This window comes from Acinetobacter sp. (assembly GCF_036659555.1).
Classification (GTDB): Bacteria; Pseudomonadota; Gammaproteobacteria; order Pseudomonadales; family Moraxellaceae; genus Acinetobacter.
Genome location: NZ_JAVXCI010000092.1, coordinates 1 through 12,787 on the forward strand (window position 1 = coordinate 1; position 12,787 = coordinate 12,787).

General features: G+C 54.7%; 11 protein-coding genes. 4 read left to right on the plus strand and 7 right to left on the minus strand.

What is annotated here, in order from left to right; translation table 11 throughout:
• The first annotated feature begins 10 nt into the window (after positions 1 to 10).
• Positions 11 to 1,153: a threonine synthase gene (gene thrC / locus RSA72_RS11870; RefSeq protein WP_332622056.1), complete on the plus strand. Its 1,143-nt coding sequence runs from the start codon at positions 11 to 13 to the stop codon at positions 1,151 to 1,153.
• A gap of 70 nt (positions 1,154 to 1,223) precedes the next feature.
• On the opposite strand, the gene RSA72_RS11875 is transcribed toward thrC, so the two are convergent.
• The 3 genes from RSA72_RS11875 to RSA72_RS11885 form a co-directional block, all read right to left on the minus strand.
• Positions 1,224 to 1,994 (minus strand): hypothetical protein, encoded by a 771-nt coding sequence (locus RSA72_RS11875; RefSeq protein ID WP_332622055.1) that lies wholly within the window; start codon positions 1,992 to 1,994, stop codon positions 1,224 to 1,226.
• Positions 1,995 to 2,035: 41 nt separating this feature from the next.
• Positions 2,036 to 2,650, minus strand: coding sequence for a DUF6915 family protein (locus tag RSA72_RS11880; RefSeq protein WP_332622054.1), 615 nt, complete (start codon positions 2,648 to 2,650; stop codon positions 2,036 to 2,038).
• A gap of 154 nt (positions 2,651 to 2,804) precedes the next feature.
• Positions 2,805 to 3,860: a serine hydrolase gene (locus tag RSA72_RS11885; RefSeq protein WP_332622053.1), complete on the minus strand. Its 1,056-nt coding sequence runs from the start codon at positions 3,858 to 3,860 to the stop codon at positions 2,805 to 2,807.
• Positions 3,861 to 4,068: 208 nt separating this feature from the next.
• Here RSA72_RS11885 and gacA point away from each other — a divergent pair, with 208 nt between their 5' ends.
• From gacA to RSA72_RS11900, 3 genes are read left to right on the plus strand one after another with little or no spacing between them, the layout of a single operon-like run.
• The gene (gacA, locus tag RSA72_RS11890) at positions 4,069 to 4,704 is read left to right on the plus strand and encodes a response regulator transcription factor GacA (protein ID WP_068908108.1); all 636 of its coding nucleotides are present in this window, start codon (positions 4,069 to 4,071) and stop codon (positions 4,702 to 4,704) included.
• 21 nt (positions 4,705 to 4,725) lie between these two features.
• Positions 4,726 to 6,291 (plus strand): sensor histidine kinase, encoded by a 1,566-nt coding sequence (locus RSA72_RS11895; protein ID WP_332622052.1) that lies wholly within the window; start codon positions 4,726 to 4,728, stop codon positions 6,289 to 6,291.
• 15 nt (positions 6,292 to 6,306) lie between these two features.
• On the plus strand, positions 6,307 to 7,719 hold the full coding sequence (locus tag RSA72_RS11900) for a sigma-54-dependent transcriptional regulator (protein WP_443098254.1): 1,413 nt from the start codon (positions 6,307 to 6,309) through the stop codon (positions 7,717 to 7,719).
• Between the two features lie 15 nt (positions 7,720 to 7,734).
• On the opposite strand, the gene RSA72_RS11905 is transcribed toward RSA72_RS11900, so the two are convergent.
• The 4 genes from RSA72_RS11905 to lptF all read right to left on the minus strand — a co-directional run bounded on the left by RSA72_RS11905 (position 7,735) and on the right by lptF (position 12,766).
• Positions 7,735 to 8,907 carry a S41 family peptidase gene (locus RSA72_RS11905; protein WP_332622049.1) on the minus strand — a complete coding sequence of 391 codons (1,173 nt, stop codon included), beginning with the start codon at positions 8,905 to 8,907 and terminating at the stop codon, positions 7,735 to 7,737.
• An 18-nt stretch (positions 8,908 to 8,925) separates the two neighbouring features.
• Positions 8,926 to 10,473, minus strand: coding sequence for a 2,3-bisphosphoglycerate-independent phosphoglycerate mutase (gpmI, locus tag RSA72_RS11910; RefSeq protein ID WP_332633220.1), 1,548 nt, complete (start codon positions 10,471 to 10,473; stop codon positions 8,926 to 8,928).
• Positions 10,474 to 10,592: 119 nt separating this feature from the next.
• Positions 10,593 to 11,663, minus strand: coding sequence for an LPS export ABC transporter permease LptG (lptG, locus tag RSA72_RS11915; RefSeq protein WP_332624675.1), 1,071 nt, complete (start codon positions 11,661 to 11,663; stop codon positions 10,593 to 10,595).
• A gap of 2 nt (positions 11,664 to 11,665) precedes the next feature.
• Positions 11,666 to 12,766, minus strand: coding sequence for an LPS export ABC transporter permease LptF (gene lptF, locus RSA72_RS11920; protein ID WP_332624676.1), 1,101 nt, complete (start codon positions 12,764 to 12,766; stop codon positions 11,666 to 11,668).
• Positions 12,767 to 12,787: the final 21 nt, after the last annotated feature.

The following is a 12,787-nucleotide window of genomic DNA, read 5'->3' on the forward strand; positions in this document are numbered from 1 at the left end:
GAACATCATCATGTCGAATGCCAATCGTTATACTGGTTTAGTTGACCGTTATCGTGACCGTTTACCTGTGTCTGCAACTACCCGCGCAATTTCTCTTGGCGAAGGCAACACGCCGCTGATCAAGCTGGAAAACATTCCGCGCATTATTGGCAAAGATGTTGAAATTTATGTGAAGTACGAAGGCTTAAACCCGACGGGTTCATTTAAAGACCGCGGCATGACCATGGCGGTGACCAAAGCGGTTGAGGAAGGCTCTAAGGCGATTATCTGCGCGTCTACAGGCAACACTTCGGCGGCGGCGGCGGCTTATGCGGCCCGCGCCGGCATTAAAGCCTTTGTGTTAATTCCGGAAGGCAAAATCGCCATGGGCAAAATGGCGCAGGCGATGATGTACGGCGCAATCACCATGCAGATCCGCGGCAACTTCGATGACGGCATGCGCCTTGTTAAGGAAGTCGCTGATCAGGCGCCGGTGACGATTGTCAACTCAATCAACCCATACCGCCTGCAAGGCCAAAAAACCATTGCTTACGAAATCGTTGAAGCATTGGGCCGTGCGCCAGACTATCACTGCCTGCCTGTCGGCAATGCTGGCAACATTACTGCGCACTGGATGGGTTATACAGAAGCTGTTGCAAACCAATCTAAAGATGAGTTTGAACAAGTGGTTTATGACGCTGAAACAGATCAGTTCACAGGCCCTAAACCAGCAGGCTTGCCAATTATGGCGGGCTACCAAGCTGCAGGCGCTGCGCCATTCCTTCGCGGTGCGCCAGTGGCTAACCCTGAAACAGTAGCGACCGCCATCCGTATTGGTAACCCGCAAAGCTGGAACCATGCCAAAGCTGTGGTGCGCGACTCCAAGGGCTGGTTTGACGAACTGAGCGATGCTGAAATTCTGGACGCGCAGCGCCTGCTGTCGATGTACGAAGGCGTATTCGTCGAGCCTGCTTCGGCGGCTTCGGTCGGCGGCGCAATCCGCGACATTAAAGCCGGCAAAATCGCTGAAGGCTCAGTGATTGTCTGCACAGTCACCGGCAACGGCCTGAAAGACCCGGATACCGCCATCAAGCAGTGCCAGGACGCAGTAATGCTGTCAATTGACGCAACCATGGATCAGGTCAAAGACTCGATTCTGTCCAATATGCAGTAAGCACACTGCATAAATGAAAAAAACCAGCTGCAGGCAGCTGGTTTTTTTTGGCTAGAACAAATGCGCAAGGCTATTCGCAGTCTTCCTCATAGCTGTACTGTTTGGCCAGCTCTTTTTCAAGGCGCTGGATTTCTTCCAGCCCAATTTCCTTAATCTCGAACAGCGGCTGCTTCAGCAAGGCGTTGACCGCATATAAAGCGTCATCTTCCCAGGCGCCAATGTAGAGCATTTGCTTCTGTTCATCGTAGCCCAGCCCGCCCTGCGCAGCGACTAGCGCTTTCAGCAGCCCAGGCTGGCTGGACAAATCCTCGAGCGGGCCCGGCAGGGAAATTTCCGAATGGCCATAGTCAGCAAAAATATGCCCGACTTTGCCTTTCAGCTGTTCCGGATCTTCCGCATAAATCAGGCCTGCAAAAAACTCATCATGCTCTTCAGCCCACTGCTGTTTCTTCACAGACCATAAACCATAGAACTTCGCTTCATGCTCAAACTGCACCAGCTGGAATTTCTGCATTTCAGCGCGCTGCACAAATGCAAAAGTGTCTTCATCGCTCAGGCTTTCAGGCAGCTCATCGCGGGAAAGCTCGCCATTTTCATAAATATGCGCGCCGCAGCGTGAAAAAACAAAATCGTCCAAAGCCTGCAGCTCTTTTTCACCGGCATCAAACAGCGATTCCACTTCATATAAGGGAAAATCGCGCGCGCTGTGAATTTCAAGCCGCTTATAGGCCGCATCGGCGGCGGCCTGATTGTCAAAAACATTGGCAATCCGGTTACCCATAACATAGAACACTTCATCGTTGTAGCCGAAGTATTTAGCGCGGATTACATAAACTGTCATAAAAATCCCCTTTTTTGTCGTTGTTCGCTGTTAATTAAATGTTAAGCGCTCTGCTTGCGCTGATGCAGGGCCTGGGCGCTGGCTGGAATCGCCATGCCGTTATCCATCCAAAGTTCAAAGCGCATGGCGTTGAAAAAATCGGCCGGGCTGCAGGCAATATTCCGCAGCCGGAGCGGATGCCCCAGGCGCGGCAGAATGTTGCCGATAAACCAGCTGTTGTGCGTCAGCAGCAGGGAATGCAGCTTCCCAGTCAGCGCCAGCGGCGAAAGCAGCAGCTGTGATACAGCCTGATCCTGCGAATAATGCTGATGCAGCTGCTCCACATGGCGCTCAAAATCCGGCGGCAGCTGCCTGGCATCAATAGCATTCACAAAATCATTCAGCGTTGGAATAAAGCGCTGCTGATAGTCCACCAGCAAATGGTCGCGCTCGCATAAATCCTTGACATCAACCGACTTGCCGGCGCTGTTCTGCAGGCTGTGCCCAAATACAGGAATCACCGCAGTATTCACCCCCCACAGGGTATGCAGAATCCGGTGCCGCGCATCGCTGCACAGGCTCTTGGTGCTGTCAATAAATGCATGTATTTCATAATAATCTTCAGGCTCTCCGCCCCAGCGCTTGGCGGAAATCCGCGCGTGCTGCATCGCATTCATAACCGCCATGCCGTCATTTATTGTTGTGGCTTAACATTAGCCTATTTTCAGCGGAAAAACGACCGGCATTTATTGATCCGCGACAAGCTGCGCCGCTTTATTCAGGCACAAAAAAAACTCTTCATGCGAAGAGTTTTTTTCAGACCGGCAAAGCTTAAATGCGCTTAGGCAGCTGCGTCACCCAGGTCATCAGCCGGGTCGCATCGCTGGTGCGGGCCGCCGATGTGTCTGCACCCAAAAGCACCACAACAGCCGGACGGTTGTTCAAGGTGGTATGCATCACCACGCAGCGCCCCGCCTCATTAATATAGCCGGTTTTGGAAATGTTGATATTCCAGCCGCCGTTGCGCACCAGCGCATTGGTATTGTTGGATTTCAGCACGCGGTAGCCCAGATTGAAGTCATAGCTTGGCGTAGTGGAAAACTGGCGGATCAGGCCGTACTGCGCTGCCGTGTTCACCAGAATGCCTAAATCGCGCGCGGAAGAAACATTGCGCGGGTCCAGGCCTGAAGATTCAACATAGCGGCTGCTGTTCATGCCCAGCGCTTTCGCCTTGGCATTCATGGCAGCGACAAAGGCTGCCCGGCCGCCCGGATAGGTGCGGGCCAAAGCCGCTGCTGCCGGGTTTTCCGATTTCATCAAGGCGAACAGCAGCGCTTCCGCGCGGTTCATGGAATCGCCGGCGCGCAAAGTCGAGCTGGAGTTCTTGCCGCCTGCGCCGGCAAAATCAATCTGCTGCAGCGTAATGTTTTCTGACATGTTCAGGCGCGCATCCGCAATCACCACCGCCGTCATCAGCTTGGTGATAGACGCGATTGGAAATGCGGTATTGCTGTTCTTGCTGTACAGCACTTCTCCGGTTTGGCCATCCATCACCAAGGCCGCGCGGGCATTGACCGACGGCTGATGCGAATAGCTGCCGGTATCAAAAATCTGCACCGTTTTGGCCGGCGCAGACAGCGTGATGCCGCCGGCGCTGCGGATTGAGGTGCTGACTTTGGTTGAGCCTTGCGGTGAAGGTTCATTTTCGCTGTATGCAGCAGCGGACACATCACCGTTCAGCAGCTGATTGGCTTCTTCAGAAGACCAGCTGAGGCTCGCCTGATTCGAACCGGGATTCATGATGATTTCGGCAAAACTCATTGAGCTCATGCCGAATAAAAATGATATTCCTAGTGCGCGCATTAAAGATTTATTTGAATTCTTCACGGTCGTTCACTCAACTCAAGAAAGCAATAGTTTGCGCATTGCCTCCAATATGCCGTAATCTGCATAATAGAGCGCATTTTATGCGCAGGCATCGCCCAATAAGTTTTTCATTTAAGATAAGAATAGCATTGCTAATTTTGCTGTTTCATTGCAAGCTTATTTTGCGTTATGTAACAAAAAAGACGTTTTTTATACAGGGAGAATGCGGGTGATCACAGTTTTAGTGGTGGATGACCATGAATTGGTGCGTACGGGTATTTGCCGAATGCTCGAAGACCACGCGGATGTTCAGGTTATTGGTCAAGCTGAATCTGGTGAAGAAGCCATTGCCCTGGTCCGCCAGCATCATCCCAATGTGGTGCTGCTGGATGTCAACATGCCCGGCATCGGCGGGGTGGAAACCACGCGGCGCCTGCTGCAGACTGCGCCTGAAACCAAAGTGCTGGCGGTCAGCGGCCTGGCCGAAGAGCCTTATCCGTCTTTACTGCTGAAAGCCGGCGCCAAAGGCTACATTACCAAAGGCGCGCCGGTGGCTGAAATGGTGCGCGCCATCAACAAGGTCATGCAGGGCGGAAAATATTTCAGCGCGGACATTGCCGAACAGCTGGCCAGCTCCTATCTGTCCGACACCCAGCAGTCGCCTTTTGATGCGCTGTCTGAGCGTGAAATGCAGGTGGCGATGATGGTGGTGAACTGCATCAGCGCGCAGGAAATTGCCGACAAGCTGTTTGTCAGCGTCAAAACCGTCAATACTTACCGCTACCGCATCTTTGAAAAGCTGAATCTTGACAGCGATGTGAAGCTGACCCATCTTGCCATCCGCTACGGGCTGATCAAGCCTTAATTTCTTCAGCATGCAGGCCATATGAATCAGCGCGCCAGCCATTCCGAGCTAAATCAGTATCATCTGGGCACCTGGTACAGCGCTTACCGCTTCATCATCAGCTTTTGCCTGCTGATGATTTTCCTGGCCACCTATACCCAGCTGGCCCCTGAATATTCCTACCCTCAGCTGTATCTGTACGTGCTGACGGCTTATGTGGCAATCACCAGCCTGCAGTATTTGGCCATCAATAAAATCCAGTCGGCCATTCCCAAGCAGCTGGTGCTGATTTTCTTTGCCGATGTCAGCGCTTTAAGCCTGCTGACGCTGGCTCTGGATGGCCCGAACCTGCATTTAAGCCTGCTGTTTGTAATCACGATTTTCGCCGCCTCGCTGCTGCTGGATGCGCAGAAAGCCCTGATGATTACGCTGGTGGCCGTGATCAGCATTGTCTACCAGCTGTTTCTGGGTTCAATTTTAGACTTCGCATCGTTGAAGAATATCGGCAACAGCGCGCTGCTGGCCTTTCTGTTCTTTGTGGTCTACGGCAGCGGCCAGATTGCAGTCCGGCGCTTCCAAATTCTGGAAAACCTGAACTTTTCCCAGTCGCTGGAGCTGAACCGGCTGCAGAATATCAACCGCTATATTCTGGAGCAGATTGAAACCGGCTATCTGGTTCTGGATGACAACTGCCATGTGGTGCTGAGCAACCCCGCAGCCTGCCTGCTGCTGGGCATGCCGCCGGCCTACAGCACCGAAAAATATCCGCTGTATAAAACCCAGCCGGACTTGTTTCAGCTGCTGAAATTTGAAGCGCTGCAGAACGGCGAAAAGTTTCAGTTTGAGTCGCAGCAGAGCCGCTACCATATTCATGTGCATGTGCAAAAGCTGAACGTGCCGCATCAGACCCTGACGCTGCTGGTGCTGCAGGATGCGCAAAGGCTGAATCAGCAGGTGCAGCAGCTGAAGCTGGCGGCTTTGGGCCAGCTTTCGGCCAGCATTGCCCATGAAATCCGCAATCCTTTGGCCGCCATTGTGCAGGCCAATGACTTAAGCGCCGGCAGCCCGCCGGAACAGCAGCTGCTGCTGAGCGGCATGATTGCCAAGCAGGCCAAGCGCATCGACAGCATCATTCAGGACACCCTGAACATGGTTAAGAATAAAGAAACCCATGCCGTGCTGCTGCGCCTGAATACGTTTATTCCGCTGCTGATTCAGGAAGACTTGGCTGATATTCAGCATAAAATTCAGCTGAATATGCAGCCAGGCTGCGGCGTTTATTTTGATGAGGCGCAGCTGCGCCAGGTGCTGATCAATTTAATCCGCAATGCGGTGCGGCATAATGACCCTGAAGCGCAGCATATTGAATTGAATATCTATCCGCATGAGCAGAAAATAAGGCTGGATGTCCGCGATTTTGGCCAAGGCGTCGCTGTTCAGCACCAGGCTTCGCTTTTTCAGCCGTTTTTCAGTACCGAAATTACCGGAACTGGTTTAGGATTGTACCTTGCGCGCAGCTTCTGCGAAGCCAATCAGGCGCAGCTCACTTATGCAGAACAACAACAGGGAGCCTGCTTCCGGCTGACATGCCAGCGCGCAGAGCTTTAATTTTTTTGGGGTGAAATTGTGGAAAAACGGCCGCTGGTACTGCTGGTAGACGATGAAGAAGACTTGTGCCTGCTGATGCAGATGTCACTGGCGCGCATGGGCATAGACACCCACAGCGCGCATTGCCTCAGTGAGGCGAAAAAATGCCTGAGCGGGCATCAGTATGATGCCTGCCTGACCGATTTGAACCTGCCGGACGGCAATGGCCTGCAGCTGCTGGAATGGATCAATGCGCATTGCGCAGGCCTGCCGGTTGCTGTGCTGACCGCTTACGGCAATATGGAAATCGCCATCGCCGCCCTGAAAGCCGGGGCTTTTGATTTTGTCAGCAAGCCGGTAAATCCGAAGCATTTGGAACAGCTGCTGCAGAAAGCGCTGAATAAGCCGGCCGAATCCAGCCAGGCGCAGGAAAACGGCCTGGAGCATAAAATGCTGATCGGGCAGTCCCAGCCGATGCAGCAGCTGCGGATTACCCTGAAAAAAATTGCCCGCTCGCAGGCGCCGGTGTTCATTACCGGCGAATCCGGCACCGGCAAAGAGGTTGCAGCCAATCTGGTGCACCGCCTGAGCAACCGCAGCGAAGGGCCCTTTATCGCCATCAATTGCGGCGCCATTCCAACCGAGCTGATGGAAAGCGAGCTGTTCGGCCACAAAAAAGGCAGCTTTACCGGCGCAGCGCAGGACAAGCAGGGCCTGATTCAGTCCGCTCACGGCGGCAGCCTGTTTTTGGATGAAATTGCCGAACTGCCGCTGGGCATGCAGGTCAAGCTGCTGCGCGCGGTGCAGGAAAAGCGCATCCGCCCTGTCGGCTCAGATGCGGAAATTGATGTGGATTTCCGCGTGATCAGCGCCAGCCATCAGGATCTGGAAGCGCTGGTGCAGCAGGGCAGATTCCGCCAGGATTTATTTTTCCGCATCCATGTCATGGATCTGGCGCTGCCGCCGCTGCGCGAACGCAGCACTGACATTCTGCTGCTGGCGCAGCATTTTATTCAAAAAATCAGCGCGGAATGGGGCATTCCGGCCAAGCAGCTGACTGCGCGGGCGCAGGACTTCCTGGCCGGGCAGTATTATCCGGGCAATGTGCGCGAACTGCGCAATATCATTGAACGCGCCATAACCCTCAGCGATGACGGCACGATTGACCTGCCGCAGCTGCAAAGCGCGCCGCAGCGTCTGGCTGCGCCGTTTCCGCCGGCCTCGGAAATATCAGCCGGCGCGGCTCCGGCTGCAGCGGCGCCATGCGCCAAAAAGCTGCCGGAAGAAGGCCTGGAAAACTATCTGGAAAAGGTTGAAAAGGAAATTCTGCTGAATGCGCTGAATTTGACGCATTGGAACAGAACCGTGGCGGCCAAAAAGCTGGGCATGTCATTCCGCTCGCTGCGCTACCGCCTGAAGAAATTCGGGCTGGATACCGACGAAGCCTGAGGCTTGCCCGCTGCCCTACTTCTGGGTCAGCAGCAGGTCGGCAATATGCTCGACATAGCTGTCCTCCCGCATGTCATGCGGGAACGGATAGCTTAAATTCGGCTGCACGCCTGTGCCTTCAATCATCCGGCCGCTGGGCGTATAGTACTGTGAAACAGTCATTTGCAGGGCTGCCCCATTGCTTAATGGAAACAGCTTCTGCACCACCCCTTTGCCGTAGCTTTTTTCTCCGGCCACCCAGGCGCGCCCATGCTCTTTCATGGCAGCGGTAAAGACTTCCGCCGCTGATGCGGAGCGGTTATTCTGCAGAATGCCGACTTTCAGGTTCTGAAATTCCAGGCTCGGCAAAGCCTGAAACTGCTGATCGCCTTCGGAACGGCTTTTAGTCGAGACAATCACCCCCTGATTTAAAAACAGGTCAGCCGATTCCACGGCAGCTGACAGCAGTCCGCCGGGATTATTGCGCAGGTCAAACAAAACCGCTTTCAGCTTTGACGATGGGTAATTCTCGATCAGCCGCTTCACTTCATTGGCGGTATCCTGCTGAAAGACTTTGACATGCAGCACCAGCACCTGATTATGCAGCAGCCTGGATTCAATATCGGTTTCAATTTTGGTATTGCGCACCACATTCATCGGCGCGCTGCCGGCGGACAGCTGCAGCGCCAGAGTGGAGCCGATCGCGCCGTCCAGCAAATGCTTGACTTGATCCTGATTGAGCTTTTTCAGCTCCTGATCTTCAATTTTATATACCGTTACGCCATTGATCAGACCCAGTTTGGCTGAATCGGCATCCGGCTTTAGGCCATGAATAACCCAGTGCTGCAGCGCCGGATCAAAACGCAAATTGAAATCGACCGAAGCCAGATCGCCTTCGGTATACTGCAGCAGCTGCTTATAGTCTTCCGGGGAAAGGTAGCGGGAATAGCGGTCCAGGCCGCTGACCAGGCCTTTAATGGCTTGCTGAAACAGTTCATCGTCCGTTTTTTCTTTGACATAATTGTCTTTGACGATGCCGTAAATCTGCACAAACTGCTGAATGGATTCAACCGGGATTTCCGCGTAGCTCTTCCCGTATCCCCCGTCAAATTCATCGGAAGCCGGCGTTTTGCCGGCGCCCCATGCAAAATGGCTGGCGCAGGCCAGCGCGCTGAACAGTGCTGCAGATTTCCAGTGCGCTTGCGCCATGCTTCCATCCTTGCCTATTTAAGCGTTTAAATGAATTAAGTTGCGGCCCTGCATTTCAGCCGGCACCGGCAGATTCATCAGGGTCAATAAGGTTGGCGCTACATCCGCCAGCACGCCGCCTTCATCAATCACCGCTGCTGCCGGGCCGACATAAATAAACGGCACCAGCTCTGTGGTATGCTGCGTATGCACTTGGCCGCTGACGTAGTCCTGCATCTGCTCTACATTGCCGTGATCGGCAGTAATCAGCATATGGCCTTTCTTCGCCATCACCGCCTCATACACGCGGCCCAGGCAGGCGTCTACCGCTTCAACCGCTTTCACCGCCGCTTCAAAAACACCGGTATGGCCGACCATGTCGCCGTTGGCATAGTTCACCACCAGCAGGTCAAATTCGCCGGAATTGATGGCCGCCACCAGCTCATCTGTGACTTCATAAGCGCTCATTTCCGGCTTCAAGTCATACGTCGCCACATTCGGAGACGGGATCAGAATGCGCTTCTCGCCCGGATATTCGTCTTCGCGGCCGCCGCTGAAGAAGAAGGTCACATGCGCGTATTTTTCAGTTTCGGCAATCCGCAGCTGGGTTTTGCCCAGGCCGGACAGGTATTCGCCGATTGAATTCACCAATGCCTCAGGCATATAGGCCACAGGCGCATCAATGCTGGCCTGATAGCGGGTCAGCATGACAAATTTCGACAGGGCCGGAACCGTTTTGCGTTCAAAGCCGGCAAAATCCTTTTCCACAAAAGCCTTGGTGATTTCACGCGCGCGGTCCGCGCGGAAGTTCATAAAGACTACGCTGTCGCCGTCCTGAACTTTCGCCAGTCCGCCGATGCGGGTCGCTTTCACAAATTCATCGCTTTCACCGGCGGCATAGGCCTGCTCCAGGCCTTCCACTGCCGTGGCCGCTGTGCGCGCAGCCTCGCCTTCGGTCAGCAGGCGGTAAGCCTGCTCTACGCGGTCCCAGCGGTTGTCGCGGTCCATGGCGAAGTAGCGCCCGATCAGGGTGGCAATGCGCCCTTGGCCCGGATACTGCGCAAATAATGCATCCAGCTTCTGCAGTGACGGCTGCGCGCTTTTCGGCGGCGTGTCGCGGCCGTCTAAAAATGCATGCAGGTAAACTTTGGCGCCGCGCTTCAGCGCCAGTTCCGCCATCGCCGCAATGTGGTCTTCATGCGAATGCACGCCGCCTTGCGACAGCAGGCCCATGATATGCACGGCGCCATTGGCGGCTTTGGCTTTTTCCACAGCGTCCACCAGCACTTCGTGCTCAAAGAACGCGCCGGTGCGGATGTCTTTGGTAATGCGGGTAAAGTCCTGATACAGCACGCGGCCGGCGCCCAAGTTCATATGGCCGACTTCAGAGTTGCCCATCTGGCCATCCGGCAGGCCGACATCTTCGCCTGAGCCGGAGATCAAGCTATGCGGATGCTTGGCCTGCATAGCGCTTAAGTTCGGGCGCTTGGCCGCTAAAAAGGCGTTGTCTTTCACCTCTTCACGGTGTCCTACACCATCCATAATCACTAAAACATGGGGGATTTTGCCAGCAGCCGCATCCGTCATCATTGCATACTCTTCAGGTCTATAAATTAATCACGCTATCTTACCGAATTTTCACGCAAGACTCTATGTTCAGCGCAGCCTTATCCTGTTCGGGAACACAGCTTCAGCCGGCAAAAGCGCTATCTGGCGCGGTGCAGCAGATAGCCGCCGGCCGCGAAAATCAGCGCAATCGGCACAAAAACAAACCATGCCGGCGGCGGCGAATACACCAGGCTGGCGTAGCCGAGGAAATCCTGCAGATAGAAGAAGCCCAGGCCGGTAAACAGCGCAATCACCAGGCGGAAGCCCATGGACTGCTGGCGCAGCGGGCCGAAAATAAACGAGCAGGCAATCACCACCAGCGCAATCAGGGCCAGCGGCGAAGCCGCTTTCTGCCAGAAGGCCAGCTGATAGGTTTTCGGCACCTGGCTGTATTCATCCAGATAGCTCATGAAGCTGACCAGCTGGCTCGGCGACAGGTCTTCAGGGTCTAAAGTCACCATATGCACATATTTCGGCTGCAGCGCCAAAGACAAAGGCAGCTGGCTGCTGTGCTCCAGCACGGCATCGCCATTGCTCAAAATATCCATTTGCCGGGCATTTTTCAGCGCCCAGCTGCCGTCTGCAACAAACTGCCCCTGCTCTGCATCCAGGCTGCCGCGCAGGCGGTAGCTGTCATCAAAATCTATCACCTGCACATTTTTCAGCTGGCCTTTCGAGTTAGCGTAATCAATATAGATAAAGCGCTGGCCTTCACGGCTCCAGTAGCCTTTCACTTCACCCAGCTCGGCGGCCGAGCGGTGGCTCTTGATGCTGTCGGCTTTTTCATTGGTATAGGGAATGACCCACTCACTCAGGGCAAAAGACAGCACCACCAGAAGCAGCGCTGAGCGCATGACCCAGCCGACAATGCGCCACAGGCTGACGCCGACCGAGCGCATCACAATCAGCTCGCTGTTTGACGCCAGCGCGCCTAAGCCCAGCACCGCGCCAATCAGCGCCGAAATCGGCAGAATTTCATACAGCGCATTCGGCGCGCCCCACAGCACATGCAGGAAAGCATCCCATGCGCCATAGCCGTCTTTCAGCTCACCCAGCTCACCCAAATAGGTGAACAGCACCTGCAGGCTGGACAAGACCGCGGTTGCGCCCAGCATGGCGAGCGCAGTAGTTCGGGTCACATGTTTGGCAATAATACGGCGCGCTAACATTGTTAAGACCTCACTCGCTGAATTTGCTTTTTAATTTTCGGCGCCAGCTTCTGCTTGCGCGAGAACAGCGCAGCGGCGGCCGCATAGGCCAGTAAAATGACCGGATAGGCCCAGATGCCCAGCTCAGCCTTAGAAATGCGGGTTTTCACTGCCATTAACGCCACAATCAGGCTGGCGAAGATCAATAAGGCCGGGAACAGCTTTAAATAGCGCCCCTGGCGCGGGCTGACTTCGGACAGCGCCACCGCCAGCAGCAGGGCCACGACTATGGAAAACGGCACAAAGGCGCGCCAGCCCAATTCACTGGCCACCACCGGGTCGGCCCGGCTGGCCCACAGCTTCGCTGTCGGCAGGGCTTCGACTTCCGCGCTTTCAAACTTGGCTTCGGCATCATTTTCCAGACGCAGGCGGTAGCTTTGGAATTCGGCCTGCGAATAGCGCGGCTGCCCCGGATAAATTTCGTAGCGCCGCCCTTCCACCAGATCCACCACATTGGCCGCATCATTCTGCATTTCAACGCGGGTGGCTTCTTTCGCCAGAATAATCACATCCGGCTTGCCGGCTTTTTCCGCGCGCTGATAAAAGAAAATATCCTTCAGGTTTTTGCGGTCTTCAGACAAGTCACCGGCGTAAATGGTATAGGGGCCGGAGGAAATAAACTCTTTCGGGCGCACCAGATCAAAGCCGGTGCGCACCGCCTGGCTGGTGGTCAACGCTTCAAACTGGCGCAGGCCCCAAGGCGATGCATACAGCATGAGAAACGCCTGCACCGCCAAAAACACCGCGGTCATCGGCAGCAGCAGGCGCGCCAGCTGATTGCGGCTGACCCCGCTGCCGTTCAGCACCGCCATTTCATGGTCCACATACAGGCGGCCAAACACCAGCATCAGGCCGATGAAAAAGCCCAGCGGCAGAATTAAAGTCAGAAATTCCGGCAGGCGGTAGCCAATGATGCTGAACAGAATGCCGGCATCCAGACGGCCCTGCGCTGCCACGCCAAAATACTTGATCAGCCGGCCGCCCATCATGATCAAGGTCAGTAAGGCAATCACAACCAGCGATGTCGACACCACTTGCTTGACCAGATAACGCCGAATAATCAAATTAATTCTTCCAAAAAAGAG

Coding starts and splice junctions, on each gene's coding strand:
- gpmI (WP_332633220.1), bottom strand. CDS start 10,473: ATGACGGATGCGGCTGCTGGCAAAATCCCCCATGTTTTAGTGATTATG.
- lptG (WP_332624675.1), bottom strand. CDS start 11,663: ATGTTAGCGCGCCGTATTATTGCCAAACATGTGACCCGAACTACTGCG.
- RSA72_RS11875 (WP_332622055.1), bottom strand. CDS start 1,994: ATGACAGTTTATGTAATCCGCGCTAAATACTTCGGCTACAACGATGAA.
- thrC (WP_332622056.1), top strand. CDS start 11: ATGTCGAATGCCAATCGTTATACTGGTTTAGTTGACCGTTATCGTGAC.
- RSA72_RS11880 (WP_332622054.1), bottom strand. CDS start 2,650: ATGAATGCGATGCAGCACGCGCGGATTTCCGCCAAGCGCTGGGGCGGA.
- RSA72_RS11895 (WP_332622052.1), top strand. CDS start 4,726: ATGAATCAGCGCGCCAGCCATTCCGAGCTAAATCAGTATCATCTGGGC.
- RSA72_RS11905 (WP_332622049.1), bottom strand. CDS start 8,907: ATGGCGCAAGCGCACTGGAAATCTGCAGCACTGTTCAGCGCGCTGGCC.